The 17,500-nt window shown below is 63.9% G+C and carries 20 protein-coding genes; 13 read left to right on the forward strand and 7 right to left on the reverse strand.

Annotated elements, in window-relative coordinates:
* Window positions 1-57: 57 nt before the first annotated feature.
* The 3 genes from AC3WJP_RS07920 (at window position 58) to AC3WJP_RS07930 (ending at window position 4,176) form a co-directional block, all read left to right on the forward strand.
* Window positions 58-2,733 (forward strand): FimV/HubP family polar landmark protein, encoded by a 2,676-nt coding sequence (locus AC3WJP_RS07920; RefSeq protein WP_493720926.1) that lies wholly within the window; start codon window positions 58-60, stop codon window positions 2,731-2,733.
* Window positions 2,733-3,026, forward strand: a complete 294-nt coding sequence (locus AC3WJP_RS07925; protein WP_493720927.1) for an Rdx family protein — start codon at window positions 2,733-2,735, stop codon at window positions 3,024-3,026. The genes AC3WJP_RS07920 and AC3WJP_RS07925 overlap by 1 nt, the downstream gene beginning before the upstream one ends.
* Before the next feature lie 82 nt (window positions 3,027-3,108).
* A complete protein-coding gene (locus tag AC3WJP_RS07930; protein ID WP_493720928.1) occupies window positions 3,109-4,176 on the forward strand; it encodes an AraC family transcriptional regulator in 1,068 nt (355 codons plus the stop codon).
* On the opposite strand, the gene AC3WJP_RS07935 is transcribed toward AC3WJP_RS07930, so the two are convergent.
* On the reverse strand, window positions 4,133-5,587 hold the full coding sequence (locus AC3WJP_RS07935; protein WP_493720929.1) for a TrkH family potassium uptake protein: 1,455 nt from the start codon (window positions 5,585-5,587) through the stop codon (window positions 4,133-4,135). The two genes, AC3WJP_RS07930 and AC3WJP_RS07935, sit on opposite strands and share 44 nt — an antisense overlap.
* A 98-nt stretch (window positions 5,588-5,685) precedes the next feature.
* Between AC3WJP_RS07935 and AC3WJP_RS07940 the strand changes: the two genes are divergently transcribed.
* Window positions 5,686-6,240, forward strand: a complete 555-nt coding sequence (locus AC3WJP_RS07940; protein WP_493720930.1) for a nitroreductase family protein — start codon at window positions 5,686-5,688, stop codon at window positions 6,238-6,240.
* A gap of 195 nt (window positions 6,241-6,435) precedes the next feature.
* Here AC3WJP_RS07940 and AC3WJP_RS07945 read toward each other — a convergent pair whose 3' ends face one another.
* The 5 genes from AC3WJP_RS07945 to AC3WJP_RS07965 form a co-directional block, all read right to left on the reverse strand.
* Window positions 6,436-7,782: a sensor histidine kinase gene (locus AC3WJP_RS07945; RefSeq protein WP_493720931.1), complete on the reverse strand. Its 1,347-nt coding sequence runs from the start codon at window positions 7,780-7,782 to the stop codon at window positions 6,436-6,438.
* Between the two features lie 91 nt (window positions 7,783-7,873).
* Window positions 7,874-8,332, reverse strand: coding sequence for a Spy/CpxP family protein refolding chaperone (locus tag AC3WJP_RS07950; RefSeq protein ID WP_493720932.1), 459 nt, complete (start codon window positions 8,330-8,332; stop codon window positions 7,874-7,876).
* A 125-nt stretch (window positions 8,333-8,457) separates the two neighbouring features.
* Window positions 8,458-9,135, reverse strand: a complete 678-nt coding sequence (locus AC3WJP_RS07955) for a response regulator transcription factor (RefSeq protein WP_493720933.1) — start codon at window positions 9,133-9,135, stop codon at window positions 8,458-8,460.
* A gap of 21 nt (window positions 9,136-9,156) precedes the next feature.
* Window positions 9,157-9,456 carry a YciI family protein gene (locus AC3WJP_RS07960; RefSeq protein WP_493720934.1) on the reverse strand — a complete coding sequence of 100 codons (300 nt, stop codon included), beginning with the start codon at window positions 9,454-9,456 and terminating at the stop codon, window positions 9,157-9,159.
* 1 nt (window position 9,457) lies between these two features.
* Window positions 9,458-10,042 (reverse strand): septation protein A, encoded by a 585-nt coding sequence (locus AC3WJP_RS07965; RefSeq protein WP_493720935.1) that lies wholly within the window; start codon window positions 10,040-10,042, stop codon window positions 9,458-9,460.
* 69 nt (window positions 10,043-10,111) lie between these two features.
* On the opposite strand from AC3WJP_RS07965, the gene AC3WJP_RS07970 reads away from it, so the two are divergent.
* The 9 genes from AC3WJP_RS07970 to arfB all read left to right on the forward strand — a co-directional run bounded on the left by AC3WJP_RS07970 (window position 10,112) and on the right by arfB (window position 16,251).
* Window positions 10,112-10,969 (forward strand): PHP domain-containing protein, encoded by an 858-nt coding sequence (locus AC3WJP_RS07970; RefSeq protein WP_493720936.1) that lies wholly within the window; start codon window positions 10,112-10,114, stop codon window positions 10,967-10,969.
* Between the two features lie 13 nt (window positions 10,970-10,982).
* The gene (locus AC3WJP_RS07975; protein WP_493720937.1) at window positions 10,983-11,612 is read left to right on the forward strand and encodes an L-threonylcarbamoyladenylate synthase; all 630 of its coding nucleotides are present in this window, start codon (window positions 10,983-10,985) and stop codon (window positions 11,610-11,612) included.
* The gene (locus tag AC3WJP_RS07980) at window positions 11,609-12,433 is read left to right on the forward strand and encodes a segregation and condensation protein A (RefSeq protein ID WP_493720938.1); all 825 of its coding nucleotides are present in this window, start codon (window positions 11,609-11,611) and stop codon (window positions 12,431-12,433) included. Before AC3WJP_RS07975 ends, AC3WJP_RS07980 begins: the two co-directional genes overlap by 4 nt.
* Before the next feature lie 11 nt (window positions 12,434-12,444).
* The gene (gene scpB, locus AC3WJP_RS07985; RefSeq protein ID WP_493720939.1) at window positions 12,445-13,440 is read left to right on the forward strand and encodes an SMC-Scp complex subunit ScpB; all 996 of its coding nucleotides are present in this window, start codon (window positions 12,445-12,447) and stop codon (window positions 13,438-13,440) included.
* Between the two features lie 6 nt (window positions 13,441-13,446).
* On the forward strand, window positions 13,447-13,641 hold the full coding sequence (locus tag AC3WJP_RS07990; protein ID WP_493720940.1) for a DUF1289 domain-containing protein: 195 nt from the start codon (window positions 13,447-13,449) through the stop codon (window positions 13,639-13,641).
* A 162-nt stretch (window positions 13,642-13,803) separates the two neighbouring features.
* Window positions 13,804-15,096 (forward strand): 23S rRNA pseudouridine(2605) synthase RluB, encoded by a 1,293-nt coding sequence (gene rluB / locus AC3WJP_RS07995; RefSeq protein ID WP_493720941.1) that lies wholly within the window; start codon window positions 13,804-13,806, stop codon window positions 15,094-15,096.
* A 138-nt stretch (window positions 15,097-15,234) separates the two neighbouring features.
* Window positions 15,235-15,513 (forward strand): type II toxin-antitoxin system RelB/DinJ family antitoxin, encoded by a 279-nt coding sequence (locus tag AC3WJP_RS08000; protein ID WP_493720942.1) that lies wholly within the window; start codon window positions 15,235-15,237, stop codon window positions 15,511-15,513.
* The gene (locus AC3WJP_RS08005) at window positions 15,485-15,814 is read left to right on the forward strand and encodes a type II toxin-antitoxin system YafQ family toxin (RefSeq protein ID WP_493720943.1); all 330 of its coding nucleotides are present in this window, start codon (window positions 15,485-15,487) and stop codon (window positions 15,812-15,814) included. The genes AC3WJP_RS08000 and AC3WJP_RS08005 overlap by 29 nt, the downstream gene beginning before the upstream one ends.
* 23 nt (window positions 15,815-15,837) lie before the next feature.
* A complete protein-coding gene (gene arfB / locus AC3WJP_RS08010) occupies window positions 15,838-16,251 on the forward strand; it encodes an alternative ribosome rescue aminoacyl-tRNA hydrolase ArfB (protein WP_493720944.1) in 414 nt (137 codons plus the stop codon).
* Window positions 16,252-16,254: 3 nt separating this feature from the next.
* Here the strand turns inward: arfB and AC3WJP_RS08015 are convergent, their stop codons facing one another.
* Window positions 16,255-17,457, reverse strand: a complete 1,203-nt coding sequence (locus AC3WJP_RS08015) for an MFS transporter (RefSeq protein ID WP_493720945.1) — start codon at window positions 17,455-17,457, stop codon at window positions 16,255-16,257.
* Window positions 17,458-17,500 lie beyond the last annotated feature (43 nt).

A 17,500-nucleotide genomic window follows, 5' to 3' on the forward strand; every position in this document is an offset into this window, starting at 1 on the left:
AAACAGGGCGGCACGCTATAAAAGAGTCATCGGAAGCAGTTTCCTCAAGGGATTCCCATGCAAGAGCGCGTTTGGTCAGGTTTCGGGCGGGTCATCCCCTCTCGCAAGGTTTCCCTTTTGGCCGCCATGGTCGCCGCCGGGGCGCTGTTTTACTCGGCGCTGGCGCCGGCGTTGGGGTTGGGGGAGATCAGCCTGCACTCGTCGCTCAATCAGCCGCTCAACGCCGACATCGAGCTGGTCGATGCCGAAGGCCTCGATCGCAGTGACCTGGCCGTTGGTCTGGCCAGTGTCGATGAATACAGCCGCGCTGGCATCGATCGCTCGTTCTTTCTCAATGATCTGCGCTTTACCCCGGTGTTTCAGGGTAATCGCAAGTTCATTCACGTCAGTTCCGTGCGCCCGGTCGTCGAGCCATATCTGAGCTTTCTGGTGCAGGTCAGTCGCCCGGGTGGCCAATTGCTGCGTGACTATACGGTGCTGCTGGACCCGGCGGGCACCGTATCTCTGGCCCCGGCGAGCATTCCCACCGGCAGCACCGCCGGCGCCGACCAGGGTACCGATTACACCCGTGCCGCGGCTTCGTCGTCTGCGCCGCCACCGGCCAAGGCTGCGGCCAAGCCTGCGGCGAACGTGCCGGCGACCAGCGAGAACAAGCGTTACACCGTGGCGGCCGGCGATACCCTCTGGACCGTCGGCAAGAAACTCACCGCCGCCGGTACGACCACGCCGCCCAACCAGTTGGTACGGGAGCTGCGCGAGCTGAACCCCACGCGGGGGCCGTTGAAGGTGGGGCAGAGCTTGCGGGTGCCGGATTCCGCGGTGTTGCCGGATGCGGCGGGTGACCAGGTGACCCCGGTCAGCGATACCGATGCCGCCGCCCCGCCGAGCGGTCCTGCTGCGGCGGCCAACGCGCAGACGCCGGAGCAATTGACCGCGACCGTGCTGCAGAATCAGCAGCTGCAACAGAGCCTGGACGAAGCCAACGCCCGTCTGCAGGCCATACAGCAGCAAGACGCGCTCAAGGATAAACAACTGGCCGATCTGCAGGCTCGGGTAGGCGGTACGCCTGGCGCAGCGCCGCCAGCGAACACCTCGCCGCAACCTGCGCTGGCGCCGAATGCGGCTGTTACGGGTACGGCGCCGGCAGCGGCTGCACCTGCACCTGCACCTGCAGCCGCAGGTATGACGCCAGCAGCGGGTGCAGTCCCAGCCGCGACCAGCCCGGCCGCGCAGCCGGCCACAGGCGCCAATCAGCCCCCACCGCGCCCCTCTGTAGCCACGCCTGCGCCCGCGGCACCCGTGGTGCAAGACAGTAGCGACGACAATTCCTGGCTGCTGATTGCCGGTGCCCTTGCTGCAGTCCTGCTGTTGCTCGCCGCGTTGCTATTGGCAAGACGGCGCCGCCAGCAGCAATCGGCCACCCTCGCACCGGTGTTGACCACTCCCGCTGTGCACGACGATGTGGTGGTGCGCACCGCGCGTACGCCGGTCATGGCGCTGACCGAGACCCAGCTCGACGACAACAGTCGCTACGGCGCTGATCGCGCGACCAAGACCGAGCCGCCGCTGGTCACTCCCGCGCCCGCCGCACAAGCGCCTGCGCGGCGCGAAAGCGGTCCTGCGACCGATGCGCTGGATGGCGCGAGCATCTATATCGCCTATGGGCGTTTCAACGAAGCCTTGGGCATCCTGCGCGAGGGCTTGAGCAACGAGCCCAACCGTACCGATCTGCGCGTGCGCATGCTCGAAGTGCTGGGTCAACAGGGCGATGCGCAGGGCTATGCCGAGCAGGAGGCCCTGCTGCTGGCGGGTGGCTATAGCGCCGCGACCCTTGAGCAGACCCGCGCCCGTTACCCCAAACTGGCGCCGGCGCCCGTGGCATCATCGCCATCGCCAACTGCCCCTGGCGAAGCCGCCCATGCGCCCGCCACTGCCGCTTTGGCCGCTGGCGTCATCGCCGCCGGAGTTGCCGCCGCCCAGGCGCTGGATCGCGAGACCACGCCGCCCGTCGAGGCCCAGGAGCAGGTCGGTTCGCCACCCAACCCCGATGCATTCGATTTGCTGTCAGGCGCTGAAGCGGTGGCCGAGCCCGATCCGTCACCGGCAGGCAGCGTCGACCTGCAGGCCGATGACTTCCCCGATCTGGGCGATTTTGACCAGATACCCGAGCTCGAACCTGTCGCCGATCCGGTGCCGGAATCCTTCGATGAGTTCCAGCTCAATCTCGATGACCTGTCACTGGACGCCGATTGGGGCATGGTCAGCCCGTTCGACACTCCTGGGCGCCCCAAGGCCAGCGTACCCGAAGCGCCCGCCGCGCCGCCGGAAGTCGATCACGAGTTCGCTTCCAATCTGAAGGAGCTGCCGGAAGTCTTCGAGATGCCCGACGAGCAGTTTCTCAGCGACTTCGCCGATCCGCAGCTGCCTGTGGATCTCGAAGCGGGTATCGAGCTGGACGAGCCCGACGCCCATCAGCTCGATCAGGAGGCATTGGACAACGCTTTTCTGGACAGCTTCATCACCGATGCCGACTTGCCGGAGCTGGACGCCTTGACCGTCGATTTCGATGATCTCGAACGTCAGCAGGCATCGGCGGAAAAACTCGAGCAGGCGCAGGGCCTTATCGAGCAAGGGGATTTTTCCGAGGCCAGTGACCTGTTGCTCGAACTGCTGCGCGAAGGGGATGACTCCTGCAAGCATGCCGCGCGACAGCTACTGTCGAGCATCAGCTGATGGCCAACGAGGCGGTCAAACCACAGGTGGCGATCACCTACTGCACGCAATGCCAGTGGCTGCTGCGTGCCGCCTGGCTGGCGCAGGAGCTGCTGAGCACCTTCGCCGACGATCTGGGCGGCGTGACGCTGGTGCCGGCCACCGGTGGCGTGTTCGCCATCACCTGCGACGGCGTGCAGATCTGGGAGCGCAAGGCCGATGGCGGCTTCCCCGAGGCCAAGGTGCTGAAGCAGCGTGTGCGTGACCGAATCGATCCGCAACGGGATCTGGGTCATAACGACAGAGCCACTTGACCAATACCCACCGTTGAGCTGCCTTGCGTGCCGAGCCCTGTTTGCGGTATAGACCCAAGCAATGACAGGGCAGGGAAACCCCATGGCCGCGCGTACCACTTCTTCAAGCTGGGCAACCGGCATCGTCAAGGCCCTGGAACTGGCTGGCCTCGACTGCGCGGCGCTGTTCAAGCAATTGGGCCTGGATTTCGCCGCGCTGCAAGACCCGGATGCGCGTTTCCCTCAAGACGACATGACTCGCCTGTGGCAACTGGCCGTGGAGCAATCCGGTAATCCGGCCATTGGCCTGAACATGGGCAAGGTGGTGCGTCCGGCATCCTTTCATGTGGTCGGTTACGTATTGATGTCCAGCCCGACGCTGGCGAACGGTTTCGAGCGGCTGGTGCGGTATCAACGCATCATCGCCGAAGGCGCCGATGTTATTTTCCGCCGGCTACCAGACTGCTACCTGCTGATCCTCACGGTGCATGGCGACCTCTTGCCCCCCACCCGGCAGAGTGCCGAGGCCTCACTGGCCACGGCACTGGCGCTGTGCAGTTGGTTGACCGGGCGGATGCTGGAGCCGATGAAAGTGCTGATTCAGGGCGATGCGCCGGTTGATCTTGGCCCCTACCAGGAAGCGTTTCATGGGCCGTTGGAGTTCAACGCGGCCTATGACGCGTTGATGTTTCGCCACGAAGACATGGACGCACCGCTGCCCACCGCCAACGCTGCCATGGCCGCCTTGCACGATCGATTCGCCGGTGAGTATCTGGCGCGTTTTTCCGAAAGTCAGGTTACGCACCGGGCGCGTCAGGCGTTGTGCCGGATGATGCCCCACGGCGAGCCCAAGCGTGAACAGGTCGCGCAGAGCCTGCATCTGTCTCAGCGCACCTTGCAGCGTCGGTTGCAGGAGGAGGGCACGAGTTTTCAGGCGTTGCTCGACGAAACGCGGCGGCAGTTGGCCGAGCAGTACCTCGGACAGCCGCGCATGACCCTGCTGGAAATCGCCTACCTGCTGGGCTTCGCCGACCCGAGCAATTTCTTCCGGGCCTTTCGCCGCTGGTTCGATGTCACCCCAGGCGAATACCGCGCGCGCCTGGGGCAGCAAGAGCCGCCGGATCCCCTCAGTGACGCCAGAACGCCGGCATGCACAACACCAGCACCGTGATGATCTCCAGGCGGCCCAGCAGCATGCCGCCGGAGAGGATCCATTTGGCGGTGTCCGGCAGGCTGGAGAAGTTGCCGGCCGGACCGATGGTTTCGCCTAGCCCCGGGCCCACGCCGGACACCGTACTGGCCGCGCCGGTGAGAGCGGTCATCCAGTCCAGGCCCAGCAGCGACAGAGTCAGGGCAATGGCGCAGATGGTGATGGCGAAAAAGAACGAAAAGGTCAGGATCGAGCGGACGATTTCTTCGTCCAGACGGTGACCGTTGTATTTCTGCCTGATCACCGCGCGCGGATGAATCAGCTGGTTGAGGCTGGCCTTGAGCAGGATGTAGGCGACCTGGAAGCGGAAGATCTTGATGCCGCCGGCGGTCGATCCCGAACACCCACCGATAAACCCCAGGTAGAAGAACAGCATCAGCGAAAAATTGCCCCACAGGCTGTAATCGCCCAGGGCAAAGCCGGTGGTGGTCACCACCGAGGTCACATTGAGGGCGACGTGGCGAATGGCTTCCCACCAGGGCAGTTGGGTGGTCCACCAGTACCAGGTGCCGAGCACCAGCCAGGTCACCACCAGCAGGCCGAGAAAACCCTGCACCTGCTCATCGCGGATCAGCGCCCAGCGATTGCCCCGCAACGTCGCCACATACAGGGTGAAGGGCACGCTGCCGAGGATCATCACCACCACCGCGACCCAGTGCACGGCTGGTTGCGACCACTTGCCCAGGGACTGGTCGGAGGTCGAGAAACCGCCCGTGGAGATCGCCGACATGGCGTGGTTGATGGCGTCGAACGGGCTCATGCCGGCCAGCCAGAAGGCCAGTGCGCCCAAGGCGCTGATGCCCACGTACACCATGACGATGTACTGCGCGACGCGGTGCGAGCGCGGCATGAGTTTGTCGGAGCGATCCGAGGATTCGGTCTGGAACAGGCGCATGCCGCCGATTCGCAGCAGCGGCAGGATCGCCACGGCCATGCCGATAAAGCCGATGCCGCCCAGCCAATGCAAGAGCGAGCGCCACATGAGGATGCCGGGGGACATGTTGTCCAGGCCGCTGAGCACGGTAGAGCCGGTAGCGGTGATGCCAGACATGCTTTCGAAGAAGGCGTCGGTGTAGCTGATGTGCTGGGTCAGCAGAAACGGCAGGGCGGCGAATATCGCCACCACCACCCAACTGCTCACCGTCAGCATGTACATGTCCCGCGGGCGCAGTTGCGCGTTGTCGGGCCGGCCGGGGATGACCAGCGCCAGGCCGCAGATAAAGGTGATCAGGCTGGCCCAGAGGAATGAGTGCATGTCGCTGGTGCGGTGGAAAATCACCAGCGTCAGCATCGGGATGACCATGCTGATGGCCAGCGTGACAAGGAAGATGCCGATGATGAAACCGATCATCCTGAGGGTCGGCAAGGCCATTGAATCCGCTCGGGCATAGGAGAAAGGCGGCCATTCTACCTGCGGACCTGGCCATGTAAACGCTAGAATAGCCGCTCATTGATCACAGGAGGTAACCGATGGAAGCTCTTGACGCGTTGCTCAACCGGGTTTCGGTCCCCCGTCTGGAAGCCCCCGCCCCGAGCGCCGAACAGCGCGAAGTATTGTTCCAGGCCGCGCTGCGCGCACCGGATCACGGGCAGTTGCGGCCTTGGCGGTTCCTGACGGTCGAAGGCGATCGTCGCGAACAGTTGGGTGAAGTCCTCGCCGAAGCGGTGGCGCTCAAGGGCGGCGAAGTCAGCCAGGCTGCCCTCGACAAGGCCCGTGCCATGCCGTTGCGCGCGCCGTTGGTGGTCGTGGTGATTGCGCGCCTGCAGGACCACCCCAAAGTGCCGAAGCATGAGCAGTTGCAGGCGGCGGCTTGTGCCGCCCATGGCATTCTGCTGGCGGCCTACGCGCAGGGGATCGGCGCGGTATGGCGCACCGGTGAGCTCGGTTATACCGAGCATGTCGCCAAGGCGCTGGGGCTGGGGGAGGGTGAGGAATTGATCGCTTTCCTTTACCTGGGCACGCCGATGAAGGCGGCGCGGGTGCCGGAGCCCTTGCCGACGGCGGATTTCGTGCGGGCCTGGTAGATCCCGTCATTTGCGTGGATGCTGATGGCCCTGTCGCGGGCAAGCCTTGCTCCCACAGGTGCAGAGCCTGCCGATGTCGCGGGCAAGCCTTGCTCCCACAGGTGCAGGGCCTGCCGATGGAAGTAGGCCTTGCTTCTCTGTGGGAGCGAGGCTTGCCCGCGAAGGGGCCGTGACTGCTGGCGCAAGTTTGAAGGATCAAACCCCAGGCCGCGGCTCCAATGGCAATTCCAGCTTTGCCACAAACCCCCCGGCCGGGTGATTGCTCAACTGCAGACTGCCACCATGGCGCTCAGCCGCGCGCCGAGCGATCGCCAAGCCCAGGCCGTGCCCGGCCGATGTCTGCCCAGGCGCACGGAAAAACGGCTCGCCCAATTGGCTCAGGTGCTCGACCGATGCCCCCGGCCCGTGGTCGCGGACAGTAATCTCGATCTGCCCATTGCGCTGTCGGGCGTTGATTTCGACCGGTTTGTCCGCCGGACTGAAGCGCAGCGCGTTGCGCAGCAGATTATCCACCGCACGCTCCACCAGTGTCGGCCATCCCTGCAAGGTCAAGCCTGGCTGCGCATCGATGCGCACGTCGATATCGGCCGCGCTCAATTGCGCATCCTTGCGCACCCCGCCCAGCAGCATGTTGATGTCCACGGTTTCGGCGCTGGCGTGTTCGGCATCGACCCGTGCCAGCGCCAGAATCTCGCTGATCAGGTCTTCGAGGCGGTCGCATTCGCGGGTCAGCCGCGGCCACAGCGTTTCGCGCTGCTGCGCTTCGGCGCGTTCGGCCAGCGCCAGGGCGATACGCAGGCGTGCCAAGGGCGAGCGCAGTTCATGGGAGACATCGCGCAGCAATTGGCGCTGGCTGCCGATCAGGCTCTGCAGGCGCGAGCCCATGCGGTTGAAATCGGTGGCCAATACGCCGAATTCGTCGCGTCGATTGGCCAGTTGCGCCAGGCTGTTCTGCTGGTAGCTGGCTTGCCCGAGGTCATGCACGGCGCCGCGCAGGCGGTTCAGCGGGCGAGTGATCGACAAGGTCACCAGCAGGCTGAACAAGGTCAGTACCACCAGTGAGATGGCCAGCGCCGACAGCGGCCAGAACAGGCTGTGCTTGCGCCATTCGTCAAGCTCCGGGAAAGGAATGCGATAGATCAGCAGATAGGTGTCGCCCGACGTCGGACTGGTGTATTCAGTGGCCAGGCGTCGCCATGGCAAGGGGCGATCGTCGGTGCGGTTGTCGTTGCGCTGGCGCGCTTCCATGGCCTCGGCGCGGGGCGGCACGGTGCCAGGCACCACCGGATCACCGGATTCATTGAGCACCTGGATGCTGATATGGAATTGCCGGCGACGTTGCTCCAATAGCGCCTGGGCGGCATCTTTGCCCTGTGCTTCGTAGGTCTGCGTCCAGGTTTCGGCGAAGTCGCGGATGGCCGGATGGCGACTGAGGATCCAGGCATCCTGGTTCAACAAGTAGCCCATCAGTATCGACAACCCGGCGACGAGCGCGATGGCAAGCCAGAAACTGGCCAGAATGCGCCAGAACAATGAACGCAACGTGCACCTCAATGAGCAAAGCCCGGGCCCGCATGAGCGGGGCCGGGCGGTGGATGTCCGGGCAAGGCCGACCTTGGCCTTGCGTCAGCGCTTACTGAGCCTTCTGGCCTTTCTGCGCTTTCCAGGCCTGGAACTCGGCCCATTCGGCGCGACGTTCGTCCTGTTTCTTTTTCATCTCGTCGAATGCCTTCTGCTGGTCGGGCTTGAGCACGGCACGCACGTCGGCCTGGGTCTTGGTGCGGTTGGCGTCCATCTCGTCCTTCAGCGCCTTTTGATCGGCGGCGGGCAGCTTGTGCAGGTACTTGTCGGCGATTTCGCGGCTGTGCTCGCGTTCTTCACCCATCAGTTTGCCGATCTGCTCGCGCTGATCGCGGCTCAGGTCGAGTTTCTCGAAGGGGCCTTCGCCACGACGATGCTCCATGCCCGGGCCACCGAAACCTGGACCGCCTGGACCGAAGCCAGGGCCTTTGTCCGGGCCATCACCTGGGGCTGCCATGGCGATGGTCGGCAGTGCGGTCGCGAACATCAGAGCGATCAGGGTCTTGCGCATGGTGTATCTCCTTGTCTTGTCGCCGGTGTCTGTACCGGATGTGGCCAGTTTAGGGAGATCAAGGTCAGCAGCAGTCAGGCGAGCGTAAAGCTTGAGTAAAGAGGCGCTTGCTCGAACCTGACAGATCATTCGGCGTAGTAATACCCGCGGCTGCGCAGGGCGACGATGCGCGGGCGGCCATCGGCGTGAGGGCCGATCTTCTTGCGCAGGTTGCTGACGTGCATGTCCAGGCTGCGGTCGTACAGCGTCAGTTTGCGGCCCAGGGCGATCTGCGCCAGCTCCTGCTTGTCCAGAGGCTCGCCGGGCTGACGCAGCAGTGCTTCGAGCAGGCGGCTTTCGGAGATCGTCAGGGTGATGTCGTGCTCTTCGATGGTGACCACGCCTCGCGCCGGACTGAAGCACAGGTCGCCCAGCTCCAACTGCCCGGTGGCGGCGGCCGGATGGGTGCGGCGCAGCACGGCGCGCAGGCGCGCGGTAAGCTCCCGTGGATCGCAGGGCTTGGCGAGGTAGTCGTCGGCGCCCAGTTCCAGGCCGAGAATTCGGTCCAGTGGCTCGCCGCGCGCCGACAGCATGACCACCGGCAGCTCGGCATGCTCGCTGCGCAGTTGCTTGAGGACCTCCAGGCCGCTGCCGTCCGGCAGCATCACATCCAGCACCACGGCGTCCGGTTCCTGCTCGGCCAGTGCCTTGCGGGCGCTGGCGCCGTCGTGGCAGGCACGCACTTGGAAGCCTTCCTGGCTCAACCAACTACTCAGCAGTTCGCAAAGTTCGACATCATCGTCAATCAGTAACAGGTCGCTCATGGGGTACTCAGGCGCAGGGCTTCAAGGCAGCACTTGTTTGAACGGCTTGACCAGCACCTGCTGGTAGACGCCGGCACCGATATACGGATCGGCATCGGCCCAGGCCTGTGCGGCGTTCAGCGACTCGAACTCGGCGACGATCAGGCTGCCGGTGAAACCCGCTTCGCCCGGATCGTTACTCTCGATCGCCGGATGGGGGCCGGCCAGGGTGAGGCGGCCTTCGGCCTGCAGCTGTTTGAGGCGCTCGACGTGGGCAGGGCGCACGCTCAGGCGTTTTTCCAGGGAATCGGCAACGTCGGTGGAGATGATGGCGTAGAGCATGTCAGTCCTCGGATGCAGGTTTTTCGTGGAGGTAGCGGGACAGGTAGATGCCTTGGCCCACCAGGAACAGCAGGGTCATGCCCAGGCTGCCGAACACTTTGAAGTCGACCCAGAAGCGCTCGAAGGTGAAGGCGACGAACAGGTTGGCGGCGCCGCAAATAATGAAAAACACGATCCAGGCGATGTTCAGGCGCGTCCAGACCGGTTCCGGCAGAGTCAGGGCGTGGCCCATGACACGCTTGATCAGCAGGCGGTCGCCGATGAAATGGCTGCCGGCGAACACCAGCGCGAAGATCCAGTTGACCGCCGGGGCCTTCCATTTGAGGAAGGTCTCGCTGTGGAAGGCCAGGGTCAGGCTGCCGAACACCAGGCAGGCGATCAGGGTCAGCCACTGGCCCTTCTCGAGCTTGCGCTGCTTGAGGTACAGCGCGCCGTAGACCACGACGGAACTGACGATCAGCACTTTGGTGGCGCTGTAGATATCACCCAGCTGCAGGCTGTAGCCGGCCAGGTCGAGGGTATGGGCCGGGACCTTGTAGACGATGAAAAACAGCAGCAGCGGGATGAAGTCGATTAATTGTTTCACGGAAGGCAGCCAGAATCAGGATGTGGCGGCATAATAACAAACATCAATGACCGAGAAAGCGCGCCACCTATGAATGTTGATCTGCACTGTCACAGCACTGCCTCCGATGGCGCCCTGGCGCCCGCTGCGGTGGTGGCTCGTGCCTTCGACAATGGCGTGCGCTGTCTGGCTCTGACCGACCACGACACCCTCGAGGGCCTGGCCGAGGCCCGCGAGGCCGCCCAGTATCTGGGAATGCAGTGGGTCAGCGGGGTGGAAATGTCCTGCACCTGGGGTGGCGCGACCATTCATGTGCTGGGCTATGGCTTCTCCCTCGATTCACCGCCGTTGCTCGCCGCCATCGATAAGCTGCACCACGGCCGCTGGCTGCGCGCCGAGGAAATCAGCCGCAAGCTGGCGCTCAAGGGCATGCCCGGGGCCATGGAAGGCGCCCGCGCGATCCAGCAGGCGCTGGGGGACAGCGGCAATGCTCCGGCGCGCCCGCACTTCGCCGATTTTCTGATCCAGGCCGGTCACGTCAAGGATCGCGCCGAGGCGTTTCGCAAATGGCTGGGCGCCGGCAAGCTGGGCGACGTCAAACTGCATTGGCCGACTCTCGAAGACACCGTGGCCACGCTGCGAGAAGCCGGCGCCTGGGTCAGCCTGGCCCATCCGTTGAACTATGATTTCACCCGTAGCAAGCGTCGGCGGCTGATGGCCGAGTTCATCCAGGCCGGTGGCCATGCCATCGAAGTGGTCAATGGCCTGCAACCGGCCGACCAGGTCGGGGTGCTGTCGATCCTGGCGCGGGAGTTCGGCCTGCTGGTCAGTGCCGGCAGTGATTTTCACGCGCCGGATCAATGGGCCGAAATTGGTGTCTACCGACCCGTACCCGAAGACCTCCCATTGCTACTGGGGCGTTTCAAACATGAGCCACTTGTCGTCTGACCAGGAAGAGCACGTGAGCCAATTTTTCCAGATACATCCGGAAAGTCCCCAGTCGCGCCTGATAAAACAGGCCGCAGAGATCATCCGTCGCGGCGGCGTGGTGGTGTTTCCCACCGATTCGTCCTACGCCCTGGGCTGCCAGATCGGCGACAAGGCGGCCGTGGAGCGCGTACGACGCCTGCGTCAGCTGGACGACAAGCACAATTTCACCTTGATCTGCGCCGATCTCTCGCAGTTGGGCCTGTTCGCCAAGGTCGACACAGGTGCCTTTCGTCTGCTCAAGGCGCATACGCCGGGGCCTTACACCTTTATCCTCAACGCCACGCGGGAAGTGCCGCGGCTGCTGATGCATCCCAAGCGTCGCACTATCGGTCTGCGGGTGCCGCGCCATCCCATCGCCTTGGCGCTGACCGAGGAGCTAGGTGAGCCGTTGATGAGCGTCAGCCTGATCATGCCCGGCGAAACCGAGCCGATGAGCGATCCCTACGAAATGCGCCAGGCGCTGGAAAAGCACGTCGACCTGATCATCGATGGCGGTTTCGGTGGCGTCTCGGCTTCCACGGTGATCAACCTGGCCGGTGATGAACCGGAAGTGGTTCGCGTGGGTTGTGGCGATCCGACGCCGTTCATGGTCGAGGCATGAGCGATATCGCCGCCGCGAACCCTGAAGCGCTGAACGACGTTCCCCAGCAACTGCAGTTGGCGCTGGTGTACGGTCAGGCCGTCACCGAAATGCCAGTGGACCTGTACATCCCACCGGACGCGCTGGAGGTCTTTCTCGAAGCCTTCGAGGGCCCCCTCGACTTGCTGCTCTACCTGATCCGCAAACAGAACATCGATATCCTCGACATCCCGGTAGCCGAAATTACCCGCCAGTACATGGGCTACGTCGAGCTGATGCAGAGCGTGCGCCTGGAATTGGCCGCGGAATACCTGGTGATGGCCGCCATGCTCGCCGAGATCAAGTCGCGCATGCTGCTGCCGCGCTCCGCCGCCGTCGAAGAGGAGGAGGGCGACCCGCGTGCCGAGTTGATGCGGCGTTTGCTGGAGTACGAGCGCTTCAAGGCCGCCGCCGAAGGGATCGATACCCTCAGCCGCGTCGGCCGCGACATCGTCGTGCCCAAGCTCGATGCGCCTGAGGCCAAGGCGCGCAAGCTGTTGCCCGAGGTCAGCCTTGAAGAAGTGCTGCTGTCCATGGCTGAAGTGCTGCGCCGCGGCGATCTGTTCGAAAGTCACCAGGTCAGCCGTGAGGCGCTGTCGACCCGCGAGCGCATGAGCGAAGTGCTCGAACGCCTCAAGGGTGGCGGCTTTGTGCCCTTCGTCGAGCTGTTCACCGCCGAAGAAGGCAAGCTCGGGGTGGTCGTGACCTTCATGGCCATTCTCGAGTTGGTGAAGGAATCGCTGATCGAACTGGTGCAGAATGAGCCTTTTGCCGCTATCCATGTCCGCGCGCGAGCCGAATAACGAGCACATGCATGAACCTCAATGAACCCCGCGAACTGGCATCTCTGCTGGAAGCCTTTCTGCTGGCCTCGGGAAAGCCCCAGGGCCTGGATCGCCTGTACGAACTGTTCGAAGAAGCCGAGCGCCCCGATCCGCCGGTTTTCAAGAAAGCCCTCGATCTATTGCGCAAGAGTTGCGACAACCGCGCCTTCGAACTGGTCGAAGTGGCCTCTGGCTATCGGCTGCAGATTCGCGAGAAGTACGCCCCCTGGGTCGGCCGCCTGTGGGAAGAGCGGCCCCAGCGCTATTCCCGGGCGATGCTCGAGACCCTGGCGCTGATCGCCTACCGCCAGCCCATCACCCGTGGCGAGATCGAAGACGTGCGTGGCGTGGCGGTCAACAGCAACATCGTCAAGACCCTGCTCGAGCGCGAGTGGATCCGCGTGGTGGGCTACCGTGACGTGCCTGGCAAGCCGGCGATGTTCGCCACCACCAAGGGCTTTCTCGACCATTTCAACCTGAAGAACCTCGACGACCTGCCGCCACTGGCCGCCTTGCGCGAGCTGGAGCCCGAGCCGCTGGCGGACGTCGAGGATGCGCCGGTGCCTGCGCACTTGCAGGCCTTGGCCGATGCCAGTCTGGACGACGAAGACGAACAGGCGGCGCCGCGCGATGAAACCAGTTTCCGCACCTTGTTGCTGGAGCTGGACGAGATGGAGCAGGGGCTCAAGACCGATTTCGATGACCTGCGCACGGAGGAGGTCGAGGCGGCGCCTGAGCCTGATGCCGAACCTGAACCGGTCGCGAACCCGCAGGTTGACGATGAGCCGCCGCCGGTCCGCGCGCCGGTCAACGTGGTTGGCGACTCCCCGGCGATCTTTGCCGAGCACCGAGCCAGCGTTGCCGCCGCCCGTGAAGCGCTCAAGGCCCTGTACCAGCAGACCCTGGATCATCCATCGTCCGATGAAGACGACGACGATGGTGAAGATGAAGATGAAGATGAACCGGACGATTCGTCCCGAGTCTGATGCTGTATGAGCGCTAAAAATCCCTGTATCGACATCTGCAAATTCGACGACAACGTCTGCATCGGCTGTGGGCGTACCAAAGCCGAGTGCAAGGGCTGGAAAAGAATGGAGAAGGACGAACGCCGCGAGGTGAACGAACTGTCCATTGCCCGCCTGAAGGACATGCAGGCCACCGGCCAGCGGAAAAAGAAGAAACACTGACTATTTGCACTACGCTGGGATGCGTAGCGCCGCTCAAGCGCGTATGATTCGCGACCTTTTGCGCTAAAACAGCGCCGGATCAGCGCATCCTGGCGCCGCAAAAGACCATTGATTATCAGCCTGGGCGCCCGCCTGGGCTCGACCCACCGGGAGGTGCTTAAGATGAGTGAACTCGATCAGCAAGATCAGGAAATCGGTCCAGCCGGCGAAAAACTGCAGAAAGTCCTGGCGCGCATCGGCGTCGGCTCGCGCCGTGACGTCGAGGCCTGGATTGCCGCCGGCCGTATCAAGGTCAACGGCCGTGATGCCACCTTGGGCCTGCGCGTTGATCTGCACGATGCGATTACCGTCGACGGCAAGGTCATCAAGCGCGAAGAAGCGTCCGAGACCGTGCGCCGGGTGATCATCTACAACAAGCCCGACGGCGAGATCTGCACCCGTGACGATCCAGAGGGCCGCCCGACCGTGTTCGACCGCCTGCCGCGTCCGCGTGAAGGCCGCTGGATCAACGTCGGCCGTCTCGACATCAACACCACCGGCCTGCTGATGTTCACCACCGACGGTGAACTGGCCAACCGCCTGATGCACCCCAAGTTCGAAATGGACCGTGAGTATGCGGTGCGTGTGCGCGGGGAAGTCGACGAAGACATGCTGCTGCGCTTGAAGAACGGCGTGATTCTCGAAGACGGTCCGGCGCGTTTTACCGACATTCAGGAAGCACCGGGTGGCGATGGTTTCAACCACTGGTATCACTGCGTGGTCATGGAAGGTCGCAACCGCGAAGTACGGCGTCTGTGGGAATCTCAGGGCTTGATGGTCAGCCGCTTGAAGCGAGTGCGCTTCGGTCCGGTGTTCCTCAATTCCGACCTGCCGATGGGGCGCTGGCGTGAACTCACTCAGTTCGAGGTCGATACCCTCAGTACTGAAGTCGGCCTGACGCCAGTCGCTCAGCCGGCGGTCAGCACCAAGATCAAGGACAAGCTCGATCGCATGCAGCGCAAATCCTCGCGGCCGATGGGTCGCGGTGAGCGCGTGCGTCAATTGCGTCCGGCCCACGACGGCGCGGCGCCTGCCGAGCGTCCGGCTCGTCAGCCTCGCGATGAGCAGTCCCGTGGCGGCGAAGCCCCTCGTGCCGAGCGCAGCCGTAGTGATGCGCCGCGCGGTGATGCACCTCGTGGCGAGCGTGGCCGCAGCGAAGCGCCCCGTGGCGACCGCAGCCGTACCGATGCCCCGCGTGGCGATCGGGCTCGCACCGATGCGCCACGCGGTGAAAAGCCGACCCGTGGTACGCCGGTCGCCGAGCGCCCGCGTGACACCACCAAGCGCCCGGCCAAACCGGCTCCCAAGCGCCCGGGTGTCGGCCTGACCGACGCTCCGTCGGGCAAGCGCCGTGGCCCTGCTGCCGGTGACGGCCAGCGCCCTGGCTTCGGTCGCCGCAAGCCGAAACCCGAGTAACTCGGGGGTCGAGATGAAAAACGCCAGCCTTAGGGTTGGCGTTTTTTTTGGGGTGAGGCCAATGTCCCGACAGGTGCGTGTTGATGAGGTACCGTGCCTGAGATACGATGTATCTCAATCTGTATCAAGGAGCCTGTCATGGCTGCTACCACCATGGTTCACGTTCGCGTGGACGAAGACATCAAGGCTCAGGCTGCGCAGACCCTGGCCTCGATGGGATTGACCATTTCCGATGCGGTGCGCGTGTTTCTCACGCGCGTCGTTGCTGACCAGCAATTGCCCTTCGCTATACAGGCGCCAAACGCTGTTAGCCGCGCGGCGATGCTCGAAGCGCGCGCGATCATCGAGAGTCGACAGGCTCGCTTCGACAGTGCCGATGCCTTGATTGATGACCTCGAAAAAAACAGCGGCCAGTAAGCGCGCGGCATTGCCCCGTGCTTCGGATTACACCAAGACCTTTCTGAAGGATTGGGAGCGCCTTTCCCGTTCTGGCCGATTCGATATGAACCGGCTTAAAGAGGCGATGCTGTTCTTGGTCGCGAACACCGCGCCATTGCCTGCCGAGTGGTTGGATCATGCGTTGACCGGGGACTGGATGGGTCACCGTGAATGCCACATTGGCGGGGATTTTCTGCTTATCTACACCTTGGACGATGTCGGCAAGCACGGCATGGTGGTGTTCGTACGCTGCGGCACCCATTCCGAGCTGTTTTCCTGACACGCCTTGCGAGCCCCTGACCCATGCTGGAAATCTCCAACAACGTCCACCTCGCCGATGCCGAGATCGAGCTGACGGCTATTCGCGCCCAGGGGGCCGGTGGGCAGAACGTCAACAAGGTCTCCAGCGCGGTGCACCTGCGCTTCGATATTCGAGCGTCGTCATTGCCGGAGTTCTACAAAGAGCGCCTGCTGGCCCTGCGCGACAGTCGTATCACCAGCGAAGGGGTGATCGTGCTCAAGGCCCAGCAGTACCGCACGCAGGAGCAGAATCGCGCCGACGCCTTCGAGCGCCTGCGCGAGTTGATCCTGGGTGCTGTCAAGGTGGAGAAGAAGCGCCGTCCGACCAAACCGACGCTGGGTTCCAAGACCCGCCGCCTGGAGGGCAAGACCAAGCGCGGGGCGATCAAGGCCGGGCGCGGGCGAGTGGATTTCTGATCGCTAGAGGGCGACGTCCGGATGCCGTGTGGCTTGCTGGCTTTGCCGGAACAGCCGCAGGCTGAGGACCATGCCGCCCAAGGCTGCCAGCGCCGCTACCAGAAAGATCGCGGCGAAGCCGAAGCCGCTGGCGACCGCCCCGGCGAGCGGGCCGGTGATGCCGAGCGACAGGTCCACGAACAGCGAAAAGGCCCCCACAGCAGCACCGCGGCTGGACGCCGGCACCAGGTTGACCGCTTCGACGCCCAGCGCCGGGAACACCAGGGAAAAGCCGAAGCCGCTCAACGCCGCGCCGGCCATGGCCAGTTCGGCATTGGGGGCCAGCCACAACAGCAACAGCCCCACGGTTTCGACGCTGAGGCAGGCGATGGCCACGCGAAAGCCGCCGATACGGTTGATCAGATTGCCGAACAGCAGTCGCGCCAGGATGAAACTGCCGCCGAACAGGCTTAGCGACAGCGCGGCGTTGTCCCAGTGCTGGGAGCCGAAATACAGGGTGATGAAGGTCGCGATGGTGCCGAAGCCCACGCCACCCAGCGCCAGGCCGCAGCCATGGGGGAAGACTTTCCAGAGCACGTGCATGAACGGCAGGCGCTCACCGGCCACGATCGGCGCGGGTGGTCGGTTCCAGGCGAAGGCGATGCCCACGGCGGCCAGCAGCATGATGCTCACACCCACGCTCCACAGCCCCAGATGCGCTGCCATGACTACGCCCATCGGCGCGCCGATGGCCAGTGCGCCATAGTTGGCGATGCCGTTCCAGGAGATCACCTTGGCCGTATGCGCCGCGCCGACCCGGCCGATCCCCCAGCCAATCGCGCCCGAGCCGACCAGACTCTCGGCGAAGCCAAGGATGATGCGGCCGAAAAACAGACTGATCAGGCTGGCCATCGCAAAGCTGTGCAGCAGCGCCGAGAGCAGCATGCACGCGCCGCTGACGCCGCAGGCGGCCAGACCGATCAATACCGCGCGCTTGCTGCCCTGATTGTCGATGATGCGCCCGGCGACCGAGCGGCTCATCAGGGTCGCGAGGTACTGCACGCTGATCACCAGGCCGGCGATGACCGCTCCGAAACCCAGGTCGGTGTGCACATAACCCGGCAGCACCGCCAGCGGAATGCCGATGCTGAGGTAGCCGATGAACGTGAAGACAACAATGGAGACGACTTGCAGCGTGATCTGCATCGGCCGCTGGGAATCAGGCATGTAGGGGTCAACTCTGTTGCACGAAAGGGAAGAGCTGGAGCTG

This window comes from Pseudomonas sp. GW821-FHT01A09 (genome assembly GCF_058986725.1).